Source organism: Paraflavitalea pollutisoli (assembly GCF_029360705.1).
GTDB classification, from domain to species: Bacteria; Bacteroidota; Bacteroidia; order Chitinophagales; family Chitinophagaceae; genus Paraflavitalea; species Paraflavitalea pollutisoli.
This window is the reverse complement of the sequence record NZ_JARKMX010000001.1, coordinates 375,169-394,209: the sequence shown is the minus strand read 5'-3', so window position 1 is coordinate 394,209 and position 19,041 is coordinate 375,169. Positions and strand designations below refer to the sequence as shown.

At 49.1% G+C, this 19,041-nt stretch carries 15 protein-coding genes; 7 read left to right on the top strand and 8 right to left on the bottom strand.

Features of this window, described 5'->3' with window-relative positions; all coding sequences use genetic code 11:
* The first annotated feature begins 19 nt into the window (after positions 1 to 19).
* On the top strand, positions 20 to 778 hold the full coding sequence (locus P2W70_RS01650; RefSeq protein ID WP_276479678.1) for a DUF4290 domain-containing protein: 759 nt from the start codon (positions 20 to 22) through the stop codon (positions 776 to 778).
* A gap of 102 nt (positions 779 to 880) precedes the next feature.
* A complete protein-coding gene (gene murA, locus P2W70_RS01645) occupies positions 881 to 2,188 on the top strand; it encodes a UDP-N-acetylglucosamine 1-carboxyvinyltransferase (RefSeq protein ID WP_276479677.1) in 1,308 nt (435 codons plus the stop codon).
* Positions 2,189 to 2,622: 434 nt separating this feature from the next.
* On the opposite strand, the gene P2W70_RS01640 is transcribed toward murA, so the two are convergent.
* The 3 genes from P2W70_RS01640 to P2W70_RS01630 all read right to left on the bottom strand — a co-directional run bounded on the left by P2W70_RS01640 (position 2,623) and on the right by P2W70_RS01630 (position 7,444).
* Positions 2,623 to 3,066, bottom strand: a complete 444-nt coding sequence (locus P2W70_RS01640) for a hypothetical protein (RefSeq protein ID WP_276479676.1) — start codon at positions 3,064 to 3,066, stop codon at positions 2,623 to 2,625.
* A gap of 530 nt (positions 3,067 to 3,596) precedes the next feature.
* Positions 3,597 to 4,346 carry a LytR/AlgR family response regulator transcription factor gene (locus P2W70_RS01635; protein WP_276479675.1) on the bottom strand — a complete coding sequence of 250 codons (750 nt, stop codon included), beginning with the start codon at positions 4,344 to 4,346 and terminating at the stop codon, positions 3,597 to 3,599.
* A 41-nt stretch (positions 4,347 to 4,387) separates the two neighbouring features.
* The gene (locus tag P2W70_RS01630) at positions 4,388 to 7,444 is read right to left on the bottom strand and encodes a ligand-binding sensor domain-containing protein (RefSeq protein ID WP_276479674.1); all 3,057 of its coding nucleotides are present in this window, start codon (positions 7,442 to 7,444) and stop codon (positions 4,388 to 4,390) included.
* A gap of 287 nt (positions 7,445 to 7,731) precedes the next feature.
* Here P2W70_RS01630 and P2W70_RS01625 point away from each other — a divergent pair, with 287 nt between their 5' ends.
* Entirely contained in the window at positions 7,732 to 9,012 is a 1,281-nt protein-coding gene (locus tag P2W70_RS01625) for a histidine kinase (protein ID WP_276479673.1), read from the top strand.
* 50 nt (positions 9,013 to 9,062) lie between these two features.
* Here the strand turns inward: P2W70_RS01625 and P2W70_RS01620 are convergent, their stop codons facing one another.
* The 3 genes from P2W70_RS01620 to P2W70_RS01610 all read right to left on the bottom strand — a co-directional run bounded on the left by P2W70_RS01620 (position 9,063) and on the right by P2W70_RS01610 (position 12,265).
* Complete coding sequence (locus P2W70_RS01620) at positions 9,063 to 9,941, bottom strand: RDD family protein (RefSeq protein ID WP_276479672.1); 879 nt, start codon at positions 9,939 to 9,941, stop codon at positions 9,063 to 9,065.
* A 115-nt stretch (positions 9,942 to 10,056) separates the two neighbouring features.
* Positions 10,057 to 11,871 carry a translational GTPase TypA gene (typA, locus tag P2W70_RS01615; protein WP_276479671.1) on the bottom strand — a complete coding sequence of 605 codons (1,815 nt, stop codon included), beginning with the start codon at positions 11,869 to 11,871 and terminating at the stop codon, positions 10,057 to 10,059.
* A 169-nt stretch (positions 11,872 to 12,040) separates the two neighbouring features.
* Positions 12,041 to 12,265, bottom strand: a complete 225-nt coding sequence (locus tag P2W70_RS01610; RefSeq protein ID WP_276479670.1) for a DUF2905 domain-containing protein — start codon at positions 12,263 to 12,265, stop codon at positions 12,041 to 12,043.
* A 59-nt stretch (positions 12,266 to 12,324) separates the two neighbouring features.
* Between P2W70_RS01610 and P2W70_RS01605 the strand changes: the two genes are divergently transcribed.
* Together P2W70_RS01605 and P2W70_RS01600 are read left to right on the top strand one after the other, a co-directional pair.
* Positions 12,325 to 13,329 (top strand): alpha/beta hydrolase, encoded by a 1,005-nt coding sequence (locus P2W70_RS01605; protein ID WP_276479669.1) that lies wholly within the window; start codon positions 12,325 to 12,327, stop codon positions 13,327 to 13,329.
* A gap of 446 nt (positions 13,330 to 13,775) precedes the next feature.
* Positions 13,776 to 14,825, top strand: a complete 1,050-nt coding sequence (locus P2W70_RS01600) for a 3-oxoacyl-ACP synthase III family protein (protein ID WP_276479668.1) — start codon at positions 13,776 to 13,778, stop codon at positions 14,823 to 14,825.
* 12 nt (positions 14,826 to 14,837) lie between these two features.
* On the opposite strand, the gene P2W70_RS01595 is transcribed toward P2W70_RS01600, so the two are convergent.
* Complete coding sequence (locus P2W70_RS01595) at positions 14,838 to 15,428, bottom strand: nuclear transport factor 2 family protein (protein WP_276479667.1); 591 nt, start codon at positions 15,426 to 15,428, stop codon at positions 14,838 to 14,840.
* Between the two features lie 190 nt (positions 15,429 to 15,618).
* Here P2W70_RS01595 and P2W70_RS01590 point away from each other — a divergent pair, with 190 nt between their 5' ends.
* Positions 15,619 to 15,753: a hypothetical protein gene (locus tag P2W70_RS01590; protein WP_276479666.1), complete on the top strand. Its 135-nt coding sequence runs from the start codon at positions 15,619 to 15,621 to the stop codon at positions 15,751 to 15,753.
* Between the two features lie 52 nt (positions 15,754 to 15,805).
* Positions 15,806 to 16,702 carry a diacylglycerol/lipid kinase family protein gene (locus tag P2W70_RS01585; protein WP_276479665.1) on the top strand — a complete coding sequence of 299 codons (897 nt, stop codon included), beginning with the start codon at positions 15,806 to 15,808 and terminating at the stop codon, positions 16,700 to 16,702.
* 66 nt (positions 16,703 to 16,768) lie between these two features.
* Here P2W70_RS01585 and P2W70_RS01580 read toward each other — a convergent pair whose 3' ends face one another.
* The gene (locus tag P2W70_RS01580) at positions 16,769 to 19,012 is read right to left on the bottom strand and encodes a hypothetical protein (protein WP_276479664.1); all 2,244 of its coding nucleotides are present in this window, start codon (positions 19,010 to 19,012) and stop codon (positions 16,769 to 16,771) included.
* Positions 19,013 to 19,041 lie beyond the last annotated feature (29 nt).

Sequence of the window (19,041 nt, the reverse complement as noted above, 5' to 3'; positions counted from 1 at the left end):
GTTTGCTACTTTTGTTGGCATGTCAAAAACTATCGGGGAAATGGAGTATAATACCGAGAGAAACCTCCTCATCTATAGGGAGTATGGCCGCCATATTCAGAAGATGATCGAATACCTGTTGAGCCTGGAAGACCGTGAAGCTCGCCAGCGTAATGCTTATGCCGTGATTGAGTTGATGGGCTTTCTGAATCCGCACTTGAAAAATGTCGAAGATTTCCGTCATAAACTATGGGATCACCTGTTCCTTATATCCGACTTTAAACTGGATGTGGACTCGCCCTATCCCATCCCTACCCGGGAAACTTTGAAGGCAAGGCCCAAGCCGCTGCCTTATCCCAAACGCTACCCCAAGTTCAGCCACCTCGGCAAGAACCTGGAATTGGTGATCAACAAAGCGCTCAAAGAAGACAACCCGGAAAAACGCCAGGGCTTCGCCAACGCCGTAGCTTATTATATGAAGCTGGCTTATAACAACTGGCATAAAGAGATGGTACATGACGACGCTATCCAAAGCGAACTCACTAACCTGACCGAAGGCCAGCTGACCTTTACCAATACGCCTTACGTGCGTCAGAATCGCCCCAACGAAGGTCGTGAGCGCGACAACAACCGCGGCGGTGGTAACTATGGTGACTACCGCAACAAGCGCAACCAGAAGTTCCAACACCAGGGACGTGGTGGCAGCGGCGGCGGAAACAACAACCGGAATGATCGGAACGATCGCAATGACCGGAACGACCGTGGGGGCAACAACAAGTTCAAGAAACGCTACAAATAACCTTCAGTAAAGTAACTTATTAATAAGTTGATCAGGAGGCTGGTCAACTTTTTTTATTTTGCACTCCTTTTAATCATTCACCATTCAACTTCCAGCCAATCTATGCTTTCCTTTGAAGTAAACGGCGGTAAGAAATTGCGGGGCGATATTCAACCGCAAGGCGCAAAAAATGAAGCGCTCCAGATCATCAGTGCAGTTTTGCTAACGCCGGAAAAAGTTACGATCACCAACATTCCCGATATCCTCGACGTAAACCTGCTGATTGAGTTGTTGGGTGAAATGAATGTAAAGATCGAACGCTCACAGCGCGATACCTGCATTTTCCAGGCCGATAATGTAAACGTAGATTACCTGCGCAGCGAAGATTATAAAAGGAAAAGCGGTCGCCTCCGTGGCTCCGTCATGCTGGCCGGGCCCTTGCTGGCACGCTATCGCAAGGCATTTATTCCCCGCCCCGGCGGTGATAAGATTGGCCGCCGCAGACTCGATACCCATATTCTTGGTTTTGAAAAGCTTGGCGCTACTTTCAATTACGAGTCCGGCGACGGCTTCTTCCACCTCGAAGCATCCAACTTACGTGGCACCTACCTCCTGCTCGACGAACCTTCAGTAACCGGCACCGCCAATATCGTGATGGCAGCCGTCATGGCCAAAGGCACCACAACGATCTACAATGCCGCCTGCGAACCCTATCTGCAGCAGTTGTGTAAGATGCTCATCCGCATGGGTGCTAAAATCAGTGGCGTCGGCAGCAACCTCCTCGTGGTCGAGGGAGTAGACTACCTGGGCGGTACCGAGCACCGCATGCTTCCCGACATGATCGAGATTGGCTCATTCATCGGATTGGCAGCCATGACCCAAAGCGATATTACCATCAAGAATGTCAGCCTGGACAACCTGGGCGTCATCCCCGACAAGTTTAAGCAGCTGGGCATACAAATGGAGTTTACAGGCGACGATATTCATATTCCCGAGCAGGACATCTATGAAGTGCAGACCTTCCTCGATGGATCGGTACTGACCATCTATGATCATCCCTGGCCAGGATTTACGCCCGACCTGATCAGCATTGTGCTGGTAGTCGCCACCCAGGCAAGGGGCAGCGTGCTCATTCACCAAAAGATGTTTGAAAGCCGCCTATTCTTCGTCGATAAGCTGATCGACATGGGCGCCCGTATCATTCTTTGCGACCCACACCGCGCTGCCGTGATTGGACTGGGCCGGGAGCAAAACCTGCGGGGCATTACCATGAGCAGCCCCGATATCCGGGCAGGCGTATCCCTCCTGATCGCCGCGTTGAGTGCCGATGGTAAGAGTGTAATCCAAAATATCGAGCAGATCGACCGCGGTTACCAGCATATTGACGAACGCCTACGCAAACTGGGGGCAGACATCCAACGGGTGTCCTAAGCGAACGGTTTATACAAGGCCTTTATACAAGAAAGCCGGAAGAGGATGATCATCCACTTCCGGCTTTTTATCGTGATTACACTGTATCGATGTATTTGCCTAGGCTATCCGATTGCTCTTCCACCAGCGGTAGCCAACATACCCCATAATCGCGAGCGGGGCAAAAGCCAAATAAATAATTCCGGTATTCAGCGCTTTTGCGGGACGCTCACCCAGTTGGGAGGCTGTTTTTGTGCAAATTGAACATTGTGCCGCAGCTCCTAAGGTGCAGGCGACCAATATTAATAAAGTTGCGAATATCTTACGGCACTGTTTCATAAATCAATTGAGGACACAAAAGTACACGCATTTCAGTAACCGGACAAGTGCCAATGTGGCAAAGAAAAACCCCGCCAATTGGCGGGGCCTTATGTAGTTGCACAATTACGATGTTGTTATTTCTTGTCTTTCTTGAAGGTTTCCCAGGAACTCAGACCGGAAGACTTCAGGACGATGCTCTGGTCACCATTCTCGAGGGTAACATAATAAGAGGTCGTGTCGTCAGAAGCCATTTCAAACAGGTCGCTGATCCAGTAACCGTTGTAATTCTTCTTCAGGTCGCTCAGCAGATTGATAGGCAGCTGGGTTGAAACAATGTTCCTGATCACAGCCAGCAGGTTACCACCTTCTGCGTAATAAGCGAACATTACCTGATCATTGAGTTTGAAAGTTGCCTTAGAGATCTCTTTGGTCTTTTCCCAGCTTACATCCTGAGCAGTACCGAAATCTTTCTTAAATGCGGAGATAACTTGTTCGTTGACGTTTTCTTTGATGTTAGCGAAAGTGCTTGTAAGACCTACTGTTAACAACAGTACCCAGGTTAAAATACTCTTTTTCATTTTGAATGTTTTTTTGTTTTTATGGCTATTTATTTCTTAAGTGCTGCTTTGTTGCTCATGCATCACACTTTATAAGACGCCGTTTGTTTTCAAATGTTACAACCTGATCTCTCTTTTTTTTAGCTTACCATTTCCTTAACAATTGCATCACACTGCTGTAGAAATCGTAGCTCTTGTACCAGATTGCGCCGCAAAGTTAGCAAGGATTTTTTCCTGTGCAAGTGATCTTTGAGTGAACGGTAGTGTTCTTTGAATGAATTGAGTGATTGTTCTATTAAAATGCAATCAAGCAGTGAAAGCCAGTGGGGTTGGGCATTACAGCCGACGATAAAATTATCAATCTGATTCTCAAGCAGATAATTTATTCAACACAGATAGGCTGTATCGAAAGCGAACAGTTGTGTCACGTGGTTTTACCAACATTATGACAGTAGTTACTGCTGCTTAAAAAATAATGTTAAAATACAGGACTTGCTTTTATGGATTTTATAACACTACCACATGATATACCCGGTTAGTGGTATATCGTATCAAAACTTCGAGAACAACTCCATAAACTCCTGCCTGCGTGAGCGAGATATACTAATGATCGCGTTATCATCCATGACAACATATCCTCCTTCACCTCGTACAAACTTCTTGATGTGGTTGATGTTGATGAGGAAAGAGTTGTGAATGCGGAAGAAGTCGGGGCCCGACAGTGCTTCATCGATATCCTTCAGCACCTTTGATACCATGACCTTCTTACCACCCGACAGTACGATATTGGTGTAATTACTTTCTGCTTCACAGTATACAATATCCTGTGTCGATACGAATATCATTCCATCGTTTGTCGTCAAGGCAATACGTGGCACTGTATTCTTGCTGATGTTCTTGACATGCTGTAGCAGCAATTCTATTTGTTCGCGCGTTGGAATAGATTTCTTCTCTTCCAGTCTTCTTATAGTTTCTTTCAAGTCATCCGGATCGATGGGCTTCAGGAGATAGTTCAATGCGCTATAGCGAAAAGCCTTGATGGCAAACTTGTCGTAGGCTGTCGTGAACACCACATCAAACTCCAGCTTATCAAACTGCTCCAGCATATCAAAGCCATTCATGCGCGGCATTTCAATGTCGAGGAACACCACATCGGGCTGATGCTGGCGAATCGCCTTCAACCCTTCCTCCGCAGAAAGACACATCTCGCTAATCGTAACCTGCGGGCAGTAGGTCTTCAGTAACCACTCCAGCATCTCGATGCAGTTCTGCTCATCGTCCACAATAACACAGTTGATCATAATCGTCTATTTTGAAATTAAGCAAGTTGTTTGTTCAGGACCTATACGGGCATTTTCAATATTACTTTGGTTCCACTGGCAGTCCCCTGTTCACCGTGCAGGTCTACGATGGTAATGCTGGCGTTGGTAGCGGTATGTTTATTCAGGATCGCTATCCTGTCTTCCGTCAGCTTCATGCCCAATGACTTCTTCGTCGTAGCCGATTTGCTTTTAAACTCCATGGCCCGCTCGCGGCCTACTCCATTGTCTTCGACGACACATTGCAGCATATTGTCTGCCACCAGGCTCAGGTGTATGATCAAATGGCCAGCCGTTTCTTTGTGCAGCAAACCATGCCATATGGCATTCTCCACGTAGGGCTGAATGATCAATGGCGGTACTTCCATAATCTCTGGCACCACATCCTCATCGACCAGAATCTCGTACGTGAACTTGTTATTGAATCGAAGCGACTCCATCTCCATATAGATCCGCAATGCTTCCAGTTCGTTCGCGAGCAGCACATTCTTGCTGTTTGAATTATCCAGGATCAGCCGTATGAGTTTAGAAAACCGGGTGAGGTATAGTGATGCTGTAGCATGATCGCTTTTTACGATATACCGGTTGATGGAGTTCAGGCAGTTGAAGATGAAGTGCGGGTTCATCTGGGCACGCAGCGCCTTCATTTCTATTTCTGCAATCCGTTGGTTGTATTCAGAACGCATCATTTCCTTCTCCCGCACCTGCTTCAGTCGCCAGCGATACAAGGTATACATGATCAATGCCAATGCTATGACGGCAGCCGTGATGAACCACCAGCGTTGCCATATCGGTGGCACGATCGTAATCGATATCTCATTGTTGGCGTTGGTCCACTTTACCCGGTCTATACTGGCCCGCAGCTGGAAACTGTATTGACCAGCGGGTAATGAGGGATAACGCGCCTCCCGTATATCTGTGCCCGCATGCCATTCCCGGTCGTAGCCCTTCAACATATACTGGTACTCGATATTGCGCGAGCCATTGAGGTGAACGGCTGTGAAATGAAAGGTTATGTCATTGTGGTTGTAAGGCAATGAAAAACGAGCATTGCTGCCGAAGTATTGCAGCGAGTCGTTGGTGTCGATCGCATATACACTGACCTGCAGCAAGGAAGGGGTAATCACCAGCCGATCGGGATAAAAAGCGTTGATCCCTTTTTCGGTACCCAATAACAGTTCGCCATTGGTCGTTCTGATGGCTGCATTGCTAATAAACCCATCGATACTGAGTCCGGAATTTTGTTCAAAATGAGTGATCTGGCGCTTCACCGGATCGAATCGGACCAATGATTTGCTGTTGGTAATCCAGATACTTCCGCTGCTGTCTTTCAATAATGACTCGCATCGTTCGTAACTAAGGCCATTGCGCCGGTTGTAGATCTGCAAAGCCCCTTTTTCCGGAATGATCACAAATCCATGGGCTGTGCCAGCATATAAAGCTCCACTGTTATCCTGGGTAAACCCGTAGATAATATCTCCTGGCAAGCCTTCTTTCGTAGTCAGGTGGCTCAACTGGTTGGTGCGGCCGTCATAACTGTAGATACCATTTCCATGGGTGCCTATCCATATTCGCTGTTCGCGATCCTGGAACAATGCGATGATCATCTTACCCATCAACTCTTTCAATACAGCGTGTTGTGCAAAAGCAGTAGCCTGCCCTGTTACCGGGTTCAGTACATATGCTCCACGTGCTGTACCCACCCATATCGTCCCATCGGCCACGGTATGCAAATCGTATATATAGGGCGAACGGATAACCTGATCGGTATCGTGCGGGAAACTGATCTTTTTAAACTGTCCCTTTTGCTGGTCAAACAGGCAAAGCCCGTCGCCAGCTGCCGATAACCATAGCTTGCCAGCCCGGTCTTTGGCCATGGCCCGTATCTCCAATGGTCTTGTTCCATCGGGCGTCGTAACGTAGTAATGATAAAACTCGGAACGATTGGTACGCCTGTTCCATTTGATGAGGCGATCGTTGCCCCCTACCCAAAACACCTCTGGTGCTGCCTCTACGATCTTCGTGATATAATTGTCATACAGGTTGCCTTTTTCATCACTGAATATCCTCGTGAAGGCAGCCGGCCTGTTGTACACATTGGCCATATTGATGCCGGCAGACTTGGTACCTACGATGATCTCCCCGTTCTTACCGGCATAGGCCCTATAGATATTATTACCCGAGATAGAGCTGGGGTTGAGCGGATCGTGTATATGTGATGTTATATGCCCTTTGGCATCGATAATGGTGAGACCGGCAAAATCAGTGGCCACCAGCAAGTCGCCATTAGCGGCACGGCGCACTTCCGTCAGGTTGGCATTAATCGTTTTACCCCCCAATTGGTTCACGAGCTGATAGGTGGCGATATGCCGGCCATTACTGATGTTGACCAGCATGACCTTGCCTTTTTTCAGGCCCACGGCAATGGACGTGTCCGTTGCCCGGCAAGCACTCAGTGGGATTTCAAATACCTGTCTGAAAACCAGCTTCCTGGTCTTATAATCGAGTATACTGACTACCGAGTCGGTGATGAAGATCACCTGGTCGGCTTTGACTGGCTCTGCATCGACAAACCCACCTTTGCCGATGAGATCGGGCAACCACTCCAGTTGCTTCCATTTGCCGGCGGTGCTATCGAAGTAGTATTGCCCTTTACCGGCGTGCAGTACCACCCCATAGCTGGCTGTCTCGAAAATAGAAGGGCAGCGGAAACGGGTGACCGTATCGCGTATCGTTACCCGGTGAAAGCGCCTGTTCTCATCCACCCAGGCAGCTCCTGAATAGGTGCCCAGCCAGGTGCGGTTTTGCCGGTCATTCATCAGGTGCAATACCACATCGGAAGGCATTTCCGGATACTTGTCTTTTACAAAGTTGGTGACCGTATAGCCGTCAAATACATTGAGGCCATCGTTAGTGCCTATCCAGAGAAAGCCATTTTTGTCCAGTACGACAGACTGGCCATTGTTGCCCGTAAGACCCTGGGCCGTGCTAAGGCGGGAAAAGCTGATCTCCTGCCCGGTAACGGTGCAGGTAAACCCTAAGAGGATAAAGCTTGCTATTAGTAGCCTCGGCAGTAACATTTTCGAATTATTCTTAATAAGACAGGTCTTGGTCAAGTAAAACTAGCAAACAAAAGAGGGACGCCCAACGGCGACTGCGTATGCGGCAGGTTTTATGAGTAAACGGTGTAAAATACCAAGTCATTATACATTGACTGTCAGACGCTGGGCAATTCTTGTCGCTTTACTGGGTTAAATAGATAGACCACAAGGCAAAATCGACCAATTACTCAAATGGGCCTGTATTATCTCTTTTTGTGCGCTATTTTGGGATACGGTTTAAGGCACCTGTTAAAATCCAAGCAACTTTGACAACTAATTATCTGATAATAGCTATTCTTGTCGCCATCATATTGTACCTGGTCTGGCGACTTGTGCGGCAACACAAATCCAATCAATCCGATGATCTCGAAATTGAAAGGACCATCAACTATTTCGCCACCTCCCTTTTTGGCAAGAACACCATCGACGAGATCCTCTGGGACGTCACCAAGAACTGCATCTCTCACCTGAATTTTGAGGATTGTGTTATTTACCTGGTCGATGAAGACCGTAAAGTACTGGTGCAAAAAGCAGCTTACGGCCCTAAAAATCCCAAAGACTACGAGATCTACGAACCGATAGAGATACCGCTCGGCAAGGGTATTGTGGGTAGCGTAGCCGTCAGCGGCATTCCCGAAATGATTGGCGATACAACTACCGATCCCCGCTATATCGTAGACGATGATATGCGTTATTCCGAGATCACGGTACCGATCATCTACCAGGGTAAGGTTTTGGGCATTATCGATGCAGAGCACCATGAGCCCAATTTCTTTCAGTCCAAGCACCTCTTCATTCTCAATACCATCGCTTCCCTATGTGCCAATAAGATCGTGCGGTACCAGGTAGAGGAGGCTTACCGGGCAACTACCATTCGCCTGCACGAAAACAACCGCAAGATCGCCGAGAACCGGCTTGCTGTGTTAAGGCTTCAAATGAACCCGCATTTCGTTTTCAATAGTCTAAACTCCATCGGTAATTTCATTCTCCGCAACGAGTCGATGAAGGCATCGGGCTACCTGACCAAATTTTCCAAATTGATCCGCCTGATCTTCGACAGCGCGCAATCGGAATGGGTGTCGCTTGAGCAGGAGATCAAGTCACTGGAATTGTACATCGAGCTGGAGCAGCTCCGCTTCAACAACAGGTTCGATGTGATCATCAATGTCAGTGATGAGATCAACCGGGGCAGCCTGATGGTTCCGCCGCTGTTGTTACAACCTTTTGTAGAAAATGCTATCTGGCACGGATTGATGTCTAAAGAAGGAGAACGGGGCGAGCTGTACCTGCATTACTGGCTTAACAAGGACCGCCTTTGTATGAGCATCGAAGACAATGGCATCGGGCGGGCAGCGTCGATTCAATCGCGTACCGGTCGCATCAATACTTTGCAGAAACAGGGCATCAAATTAACCGACGAGCGTATCCAGATCATCAATGAGATCTACCACGCGCAGATACAGGCCGAGGTCAAGGATCTAACAGACGACGAGGGCGAGCCTGCCGGTACACGGGTCATTGTATCGATGGGCATCAAACAGGCCTGATCAGTGAGTGGTTTCCCCGCCACCGATCAGGCAGTATCATCAACGATTTATCAGGCAGTCAACCAATCTTCGCGGTCATGATCCGCTTCGTTAAAAGCTTTCTCCCAGCTATCGACATACACTACCGTTGTACTGGTGGTGGTATCGTGCCAGTTGCGCCCCATTAAAAAAGACAGGGGATCGAAGGGGATCCAGCGGCCAAAGCTGCGGATCAGGATCCGGCCTGCTGTGGGTTTATAACCGATGCCGGCAACACAGGAACGGGTCATCATCTTGCCCAGGGTTTGACCAAATATCCATTCAGACAAAAAGGAATACATAAAATAGCAGAGCAGGAAAACCAGCTGCATGAGTAAGAAATGCTCGGAATAAAACTGTACGATCAGGGCGTAGGTGGTCAGGAATACCGGCAGCACAAATATCGTATCGACCAGGTAGTGCACAAAACGATGCCCCGTCGAGGTATAAGAGACCAGTTCATACTCGGCCAGGTCAATCGCCGGCGGCTGGCTTTGGGGCCTGGCCATCAGGAAGAGCACTACAGCAGCCAGTGTCAGTATACGGCTTGCATAGAGCATGATCATCGTAGAAGTGGATGCCATGGCAAAAGCAGATGAATTGGCCATGAACACAAAGAACGTAATCGGCAGGTACATGATGAAGATCATTACGGTCAGGTAACGCAGTATCTTATACGCCCAGTCTTGCCTGGGACCGGTGGTGGCGAGGGCCATCACTCCCAGCACCAACTCGAACAATACCAACATCATCATCAACAGCTGCGGCAGTAAGCCTATCATATTCCTTAAAGAGAAGTAATCTGAAAAATTGCTGAAAAAGCGGGCATAAGAGCTTGCATTCATGTAGATCATCAAGCCGGTGGAGAGTAGTGACAGGATGACCGCGATGGTCTGGATCTGTTTATTCATGGGTGGATTTTAACGACAACCAATATACTACCTTCTTTTTCCAAATCAAAGTACCGCCAATAAAAAAGGGGCTATCCTGGCGGATAACCCCTTTCGGTATACACTGAGCTGATTATTAAACAGCTTCTGTTTTCATTTGCTTGGACACTTTGTTACGCTCATTTTCGTCCAGGATCACTTTACGCATTCGGATGAAGTTGGGCGTCACCTCGATACATTCGTCCTGTTGGATATACTCCATACATTCTTCCAGCGTCAGCAAGGTTTTGGGGGCGATGCGGGTGGCATCATCACTTCCGCTTGCACGGTGGTTCGTGAGCTTCTTGGCTTCCGTTACGTTTACAACCAGGTCACCGGGCTTGATGTTCTCAGCTACTACCTGACCAGCATATACTTCTTCACCTGGATCTACAAAGAAGGTTCCCCTGTCTTGCAGCTTATCGATGGAGTAAGCGGTTGTTCTTTCAGCGATCTTGGAGATCAATACACCGTTGTTACGGCCGGGAATATGACCTTTCCAGGGCTTGTAGTCGATGAAACGGTGTGCCATTACTGCTTCACCGGTTGTAGCGGTCAGCATTTGCGTACGCAGACCGATCAGACCACGTGAAGGAATTTCGAATTCCAGGTGTTGCATTTCACCTTTTGTTTCCATGATCTGCATTTCGCCTTTACGACGGGTAACGAGGTCGATTACTTTGGAGGCGAATTCCTGGGGTACATCTACTACCAGGTTTTCGTATGGCTCAGATTTCACACCATCGATCTCTTTTACGATTACCTGAGGCTGACCTACGGTGAGCTCATAGCCTTCGCGGCGCATGGTTTCGATGAGGATACCGAGGTGGAGGATACCACGACCGTATACCAGGAAGCTATCACCACCACCTTCTGCTTCTTTCACGCGGAGGGCGAGGTTCTTCTCTGTTTCTTTCATCAGGCGATCGCGGAGGTGACGGCTGGTTACGAACTTACCATCGCGGCCATAGAAAGGTGAGTTATTGATCGAGAAGAGCATGTTCATGGTTGGCTCGTCTACGCTGATAATGGGCAGTGCTTCTGGGTTTTCTGCGTCGGCGATGGTATCACCGATACCGAAATCTTCGATACCTACCACAGCGCAAAGGTCACCGGCTACTACTTCGCTTACACGTTTCTTACCCATGCCTTCGAATACGTACAGTTCCTTTACACGTGATTTCTTCACGGTACCACCGGTTTGCATCAGGGCAATCGGCTGGTTTTCCTTGATGACACCACGGCTTACTTTACCTACGGCGATACGGCCCAGGAAAGAAGAGTAGTCGAGGGATGTGATCTGCATCTGCAGTGGTCCTTCGTTCACCTTGGGTGGTGGTACGTGCTTGAGGATACCGTCGAGCAGGGGATCGATGTTGTCGATCTGTGTGAGGCTGTCGTTGAACCAACCGTTCTTGCCCGAACCGTAGAAGGTGGGGAAGTCGAGTTGTTCTTCGGTAGCATCGAGGTTGAAGAAAAGCTCAAATACAGCGTCGTGCACTTCATCGGGACGGCAGTTGGGCTTATCTACTTTATTGATGATCACAATCGGCTTCAGGTTGAGCTGAAGTGCCTTTTGGAGTACGAAACGAGTTTGAGGCATGGGACCTTCGAAGGCGTCTACCAGTAAGCATACGCCATCGGCCATTTTCAATACCCGCTCTACCTCACCGCCGAAGTCGGCGTGACCAGGGGTATCGATCACATTGATCTTAACATCCTTGTAAGTAACGGAGGCGTTCTTACTGAAGATGGTAATACCTCTTTCGCGTTCCAGGTCATTGTTATCCATGATCAGTTCTCCAGTATCCTGGTTGTCACGGAACACCTTGGTGGCGTGTAAGATCTTGTCTACCAGGGTAGTTTTACCGTGGTCAACGTGGGCGATAATCGCTATGTTTCTGATTTCCATAATTAACTTATTAATAAGTTGACTCACTGACAAGCAAGCGATTAGCTTCTATACAGGTTTTCAACGGGCAAAAGAGGCGCAAAAGTACGCCAAATCGGTGGCTGGGACAAAGATTTAACCAAACTTATTATTTTGTTAATCAGTTATACCTAGCAGGCGTTTCCGGGGGCTAGAAAAACTTCCTGATGAGGGCCAGTATCCCGCTAACAATCAGGCTTACCAGGATCATCGTTGTGATCGGGAAGTAGAACCGTACGTTTTCTTTTTCTACCCGGATATCGCCCGGAAGGCGTCCGATCCAGTGCAACTTATCGTGGAAGAAGTAGATCAGCACACCCACCACAACGACACCCAACCCGATGAGTATAATGATCTTACCTGTATCGGAATTCATATATTGATAATTTACGGGGTCCTTTGTTTTTGCCTTAATTTAACGTACAAATTTACCACATGCTTAAGAAGAAATGGTGGCTTATTACTTTGCTGGTCCTTGTGATCGTTTACCTGATGGGTCCCAAACCCGCCGACCCCTTGTACCTGGCCGCTATGCCTGCTGTTCCTTCCTCACTGGATTCTCTCCCCCAATTTGTGGCTACGGGGGAGGCTGCGCACAAGGTAAAACCCGACAATGAGGCCCGTATCATCTGGGCCAATGATTCTACCCGCGGCAAAACGCCCTATTCGCTGGTATACCTGCATGGTTTCTCCGCTTCGCAGGGAGAAGGCGATCCGGTGCATAAGGATATTGCCCGCCGGTTTGGCTGCAATCTATACCTGTCTCGGCTGGCCGAGCATGGCATCGATACGTCGGAGCCACTGGTCAACCTTACCTCCGATAAGTATTGGGAGAGTGCCAAACAGGCGCTTGCTATTGGCGAGCAATTGGGGGAGAAAGTCATCCTGGTCGGCACCTCGACCGGCGGCACCCTGGCCCTTAAGCTGGCTGCGGAGTACCCGGATATTCATGCCCTGGTGCTGCTATCGCCCAATATTGCCATCAATGATCCCAATGCGTGGCTGCTGAACAATCCCTGGGGGCTACAGATTGCCAGATTGGTTACCGGCAGCAAGTACATGGAATCGGCAGACAAACGCGCTATCTACAAACAATACTGGAGCAGTCCGTATCGGCTGGAAGCCGCGATCAATCTCGAAGAGTTGTTGGAAACGACCATGGACAAGAACACCTTTAACCGGGTGAAACAGCCTACGCTGCTGCTGTACTATTTCAAGGACAAGGTGCACCAGGACAGCGTGGTGAAGGTGGATGCAGCGCTACAGATGTTTGACGAGCTGGGAACGGCGGCCACCGCCAAAAGATCTGTGGCGATGCCCCTGACCGGTAACCACGTTATTGGTTCCTGGATCAAGTCGAAGGATGTGCCTGGTGTGGAGCGTGAGATAGCCGGTTTTATGCAGGATGTTTTGCATATTGCGGCAGTAACCCGTCCGTAGTGGGACGCTACGTGGTTGCGAAGATTTATCCGGTCCTATTGACGGAAAAGGGCCCTGCGGCAATGTATCTTTACCTGAATGTTATGTCCACATCTTCAGCTTGTTACCTGTCTTCTGCCCCGGTCTGCGACTGGCGGTCGATTCGGTAGTTTCCTTTTCAAAAAACTGACCAGGAACAGGCATTTTCCTTACTTCCTGCCGGCTTCCGCCCACTCTCGGTTTACTCTCGCTTTACTCCAGGTTTACTCTCGGTTTACTCTTGGTTTACTCTAAACACGGGATAGCTACCCTTTAGCAGCGCCGTAAATACCTGACAGCTATCACCTCTTCGCACCAGGTCGGGTACAGCACCTGTTAAATCCTGTTAATTTAGTTCAGTTTGCAACCGTTTCATTTCATCCGCAATGCCCTTTTTCATTAACTTGTTCAGCTAAAATGCCTTGCATATGACACGTTCACGGATTGCCGGCATCGGCATGTATGTACCCGAACAAGTAGTAACCAACCAGGACCTCACGAAATATATGGAAACCAGCGATGCCTGGATCCAGGAGCGGACAGGCATCAAAGAACGACGCTATGCCCACCGTACGGAGGAAACGACGACGACCATGGGCGTGGAGGCAGCCAAAATAGCCATCGAACGGGCTGGCATTACGCCACAGGATATCGACTTCATCGTATTTGCCACCCTTAGCCCGGACTACTATTTTCCCGGCTGTGGGGTATTGGTTCAAAGAGCCATGAAGATGAAAGAGATCGGTGCACTGGATGTACGCAACCAATGCAGCGGCTTTGTGTATGCCCTCAGTGTAGCTGACCAGTTCATCCGGGGCGGCATGTACAAGAACGTACTCGTGATCGGCAGCGAAAAACATTCCTTCGGGCTCGACTTCAGTACCCGCGGGCGCAATGTGAGCGTGATCTTCGGTGATGGGGCCGGCGCTGTGGTATTGCAACCTACTACCAGCGATAACCAGGGCATTCTCAGTACGCACCTGCATAGTGATGGCGAAAGCGCTGAAATACTCGCTATGTACAATCCCGGCACGCATGCCAATCACTGGATGGAGCAATCACTGGCCGCCTTCGACGAGGCCGAGATTGGACAGATGTTCATGAGCCATGAGATGATCGATAAAGCCCAGAACTTTCCGTTTATGGATGGCCCTTCGGTTTTCAAAAAGGCCGTGGTAAAATTCCCCGAGGTCATCATGGAGGCACTGGATGCGAATGGATGTACACCCGCAGATCTCAAACTACTCATTCCCCACCAGGCCAATTTACGTATCGCCCAATTCGTACAACAGAAGCTGGGTCTTTCGGAAGACCAGGTGTACAACAACATTCAAAAGTATGGCAATACCACGGCGGCATCTGTTCCGCTGGCGCTTTGTGAAGCGTGGCAGAATGGAAAGATCCAGGAAGGTGACCTGGTATGCCTGGCAGCCTTTGGCAGTGGTTTTACCTGGGCCAGCGCGCTATTGAAGTGGTAAATTAATTTTTCTTTATGCAGCAGGTTCTACCCGGCTTTCCATGCCGGCAGGACCACCCAGGGTAGCGGCGGCGTTCCGCGCAACCGTGGCATTGACTGCTGTTGCCGTATCTGCAGCGGCCATAGCAGCTATTCTTTCACCACCAGCCGTACCCACGCGCTCCAAGAAGGATACTTCGCTATTCTCGTGAATGGTTTCGGCGGGTGTATTGATGGCAGGGGCCATTTTTCGTATTTCCATGCGCTTGATCAACCCCTGCATGACGAGGTATACATGCTGCAGTTTTTCTTCGACTATCACATTGCCTTCGAGGTCGTATACCGACAGTTGAACGTCTACTACGATATTACCTTCTGCATCATTGCTGTAGCTGATGGGTTCCACATGTGGATCGATCATATGCCATTGCCGCACCCAGTAATCGTGCACGGCCTTGTGTCCATATAAGTATCCGCCTTCCAACCCATTGGGCCAGTCGACATCGGGATCCATGCAACCAAGCGCTGCTTCTACGTCGCGGTCGTTGAATGCATCGTAAGATCGCCTTACAATTTCACAGCAAAGGCTGTCTACATCAGGGGCTATGTGGGTATTGACCGACATAATTGTTCTTTTGGGGTACTATTGAAAATCTCATGCCACAAACCGCCTGGAGGGATATGCCTATTCTAACCATTTGATGAACAAGCTGCCATACAGACGAAGGGAAAGGATTGTTGGTGTGGAGTGTGGTAGACCTGTGGCATTTAATTGTTATCCGCCCAACTTATTTACAACAGAAAGGTTATCTCCAATGAAAGGAATTTTGAATATGGCAGTGTTGCTGGCTATGCTAACTGGTACTCTAAACGAATCCTTCGGACAGCAAAAAGACCGCGAATATCTATTCAGGATCTATGTAGACAATCAGGAAGGCCGTCAATATTAAGTCTTTAGTTTGTGCTTTTAGATTTGCCTTATTTATTGGACTTTTGCCCCGCATGTCAAGAAAGCTCATATATCTCATTAACCCGATATCCGGCACGAAAGGCAAAGACAGCCTCAAAAATACGATCATCAAGCGTACCATGGCTGCTGAAATTCCTTTCGAGATCATGGATACGGATATTGCCGGAAAGTACTATGCTGTCCGTAAAAAGGTGATGGCAGAAGGCATTACCGATATCGTGATCTGCGGCGGCGACGGGTCTGTTAACCAGGTGGTACATGCGCTGGCCGACCTGGATGTGCGGTTTGGCATCGTGCCGATGGGTTCGGGCAATGGACTTGCCCTGGCAGCCGGTATACCTAAATCGAGTGACAAAGCGCTGGACGTAGTGTTTACCGGTGAGGCGAGAATGACAGATGCCTTTATGGTCAATCGCCAATTTGCCTGCATGTTGTGTGGCTTGGGTTTCGACGCGCAGGTAGCGCATGAGTTTGCCCAGCAGCCCAAGCGTGGTCTGGCGACCTACGCTTCTCTTACGACCCGCAACTTCTTCTCGGCAGGATCTTATCTGTTCAAGATCGAAGCCAATAAGCTGACTTTTACTACAGAGGCTTTTTTTGTCAGCGTTGCCAACAGCAACCAGTTTGGCAACAACTTTACGATTGCGCCACAAGCCATCCTGTCTGACGGACTGCTCGATGTCGTGATCGTGAAAAAGATTGCCAAACCCTTATTGTTGTTGACGGTAATGAAGCAGGTATTGGCTGGTAAACTGAAGCGCATTGAAAATTCGCTCAACTCGCCCGTGATCTATTTTCAAACCGAAGAGCTCATCATCTCCAATGTAGGACAGGCCCCTATGCACATCGATGGTGAACCCAGAGAAACTCCCAAACAATTGCACATTAAGGTACTTCCCCAATTCTTTTCGCTGATCCACGGTACCTGAGTGTGGTTAAGTGACGGGCAGTGTACAGCTACAGCCGAGGCATTGGAAGCCAGCTTACCTACGCTTTTACCGTGCCGGCGGATTGGTACGCGGCAGCAGTAAGGTTTTGAAAAACTCAAAGCCCTGTTGATTATTGGGGGTATAGATGGCATCGCGTATATCCACCTTTTCGCTTTTGGTGAGGTGGAAATTGAGTGCTGCCCGTGCATCCTCCTGTTTGGGCAGGTATTGGAAGGACAGTTTATAGAATTGCTGACCAAAGATCTCCTGCGATAGACACATCAGTTCTGTTTGCGCGTATTCCTGCATCTTGAACCAGTTGTATTGCAACAACAGCATGGGTTTAGTGGCGATCTCCGTAATGTTTTCCTGCTCGAAGGGTTCCCAGCCTGCAATCTTTCTATCCCGTATCTGCAGCAATACCACGCCGCTGGTGTTTTCCTTGATCCATTTCTGAAATACCTGAAGGAAGCGGATGGTGGTTTCGAGGCCATAGTTATCCCTTAATCCCGCGTCCATTACATCGATAACCGGTTGGGAGGGCAACCATACATTGGGCAACACATACGGGAAGGTGGCATTCATGCGTAGGGCTGTCAACAACCGGAGGTTCATGGCTCCCTGGCCGGCAAACATCGATTGGAAGTCGACGGCATCGGGTTCTATCTCCCGCAGTTTATTCGTATCGTATACGGGCTTCATTAGAAAGCTCATAGGCTGGGTGCTGATGAGCATTTTACGGCTATCCTGTGTGATCACGGAACTGAACAACATGAGGGGCGTTCGCGCCTGGCGTTCATCTTCTTCCAGGTCCTTCAATTGCTTGTCCAGGAGGCCGTGTGTGTTGGCATTCAACTTTTGTTCGAAAGCGTACCCTCTGTCTTTGACGTACTCATAACCATTCACCTTGAACTTCTGAGCGGGTGAAGCCAGGTCGCGCGCTACAAAGGAAGTGAACAAGGCATTGAGCAGATCGCCTGAAATGTCGTCGACATAGCGGCTATCCTGTAACCTTATAGGCTTCCCCTGGTTGCGTTCACGCGTCAGCTCCCGAAAATAGGCAGCGCCCAACATGCCACCGGAAGCGCCGGTGATGAATGCGGTGCGATTCATCAACTGACCATCGCTCAGGCTATCGAGGTGCTGCAGGATGTTCATGGTAAAGGTGGCGCTCCTGTTACCACCGCCGCTGGTGTTGATCACGAACATGATCGGCTTACGCGTTTGTTGACGGGACTTCCAACGCTCTAGGATGGCGATGAGGCTGTCTTTATCGCGCTGCATCTTATCCGGGGCACACATTTCGAAGAGGCGTTCGCGGGTATAAGGCGGCCGGTCCTGCTTGTTGACATAGTTCAGCCCGTAGGCTTTGTTGCTGGGATCGATGATGCCTTTTTGGTAAAGTACATTCAACACAAAAAACAGCAGTACCAGCACGGGTATACTCCAGCTTTGCAGAAAATAGGTAAATGCGCCCGATACGGCGATCAGGATGGCAAAAAACAGGGTGATGCCCGAGGCAGCCGGCAGCTGAAATAAAGGATCGTCGAGGCAAAAGCCCAGTAGTATCAGGAATATAAAAGCTACGAAGATGGACAATACGGCGGCAAAGTGGTGGCGGTTAAACACCGTTTCTACAAACTCTCGGCTGTAGTGTGATACATCCCGCACTTTGCGCAGGGTAAACAACGAGTTGAGGTACCAGTGTACTTTTACCAGGCGGCTTTGTGTGAGCTTGTCCTCGCCCCGGCGAAACTGTGCTTTGAACAATTGCGGGTTGCTGATGACGGGGGTTAGTCTGCGTATGATGGAGCGGTCGGCCCGGAAAAAGTAAAAGAAAGAGATGGCTATGATGAGTATAAGGCCGCCCAGGAAGCCGGCCACCAGCAAGCATATATCGGTGGTGCTCATCAGTTCTTTGGCCCCGGCAAATTCAATCACCTTGGTAAGGTAAAATACCAGGAAGAGCAAAGGAATGATGCCGTTGTTGATACAGTATTTGAGAAATGGGTTGGAAGTGGTAGCGAGAAAACGAAAGTGGCGGCTGAACAGGATAAAGGTGGTAATGTTCCAGCTCATGATGAAAATGCCGATCGCCACGCCTACAAATGCACCTGCGATGGCATTCACCTTACCCAGGTATTCAGGCGCCAGGTAGAGTGAATCGGCCCCGAAACTCTTCATGAACGTTCCATTGGCAGTACTGAACAACACGTACCAGAAGATCAGCAGTACCTGGAATTTCTTAAAATGCAGCAGGAAAAGCTGTATCGGGAAGGAACAATATAATCCGCGTAAAAAAGGTTTCATGCTGCAAGGATACTTTTCGTACTCAATTT

Excerpts from the sequence above, each read along its gene's own strand:
- P2W70_RS01650 (WP_276479678.1), top strand. The coding sequence starts at position 20 with ATGTCAAAAACTATCGGGGAAATGGAGTATAATACCGAGAGAAACCTC.
- murA (WP_276479677.1), top strand. The coding sequence starts at position 881 with ATGCTTTCCTTTGAAGTAAACGGCGGTAAGAAATTGCGGGGCGATATT.
- P2W70_RS01640 (WP_276479676.1), bottom strand. The coding sequence starts at position 3,066 with ATGAAAAAGAGTATTTTAACCTGGGTACTGTTGTTAACAGTAGGTCTT.
- P2W70_RS01635 (WP_276479675.1), bottom strand. The coding sequence starts at position 4,346 with ATGATCAACTGTGTTATTGTGGACGATGAGCAGAACTGCATCGAGATG.
- P2W70_RS01630 (WP_276479674.1), bottom strand. The coding sequence starts at position 7,444 with ATGTTACTGCCGAGGCTACTAATAGCAAGCTTTATCCTCTTAGGGTTT.
- P2W70_RS01620 (WP_276479672.1), bottom strand. The coding sequence starts at position 9,941 with ATGAATAAACAGATCCAGACCATCGCGGTCATCCTGTCACTACTCTCC.
- typA (WP_276479671.1), bottom strand. The coding sequence starts at position 11,871 with ATGGAAATCAGAAACATAGCGATTATCGCCCACGTTGACCACGGTAAA.
- P2W70_RS01610 (WP_276479670.1), bottom strand. The coding sequence starts at position 12,265 with ATGAATTCCGATACAGGTAAGATCATTATACTCATCGGGTTGGGTGTC.
- P2W70_RS01605 (WP_276479669.1), top strand. The coding sequence starts at position 12,325 with ATGCTTAAGAAGAAATGGTGGCTTATTACTTTGCTGGTCCTTGTGATC.
- P2W70_RS01600 (WP_276479668.1), top strand. The coding sequence starts at position 13,776 with ATGACACGTTCACGGATTGCCGGCATCGGCATGTATGTACCCGAACAA.
- P2W70_RS01595 (WP_276479667.1), bottom strand. The coding sequence starts at position 15,428 with ATGTCGGTCAATACCCACATAGCCCCTGATGTAGACAGCCTTTGCTGT.
- P2W70_RS01590 (WP_276479666.1), top strand. The coding sequence starts at position 15,619 with ATGAAAGGAATTTTGAATATGGCAGTGTTGCTGGCTATGCTAACTGGT.
- P2W70_RS01585 (WP_276479665.1), top strand. The coding sequence starts at position 15,806 with ATGTCAAGAAAGCTCATATATCTCATTAACCCGATATCCGGCACGAAA.
- P2W70_RS01580 (WP_276479664.1), bottom strand. The coding sequence starts at position 19,012 with ATGAAACCTTTTTTACGCGGATTATATTGTTCCTTCCCGATACAGCTT.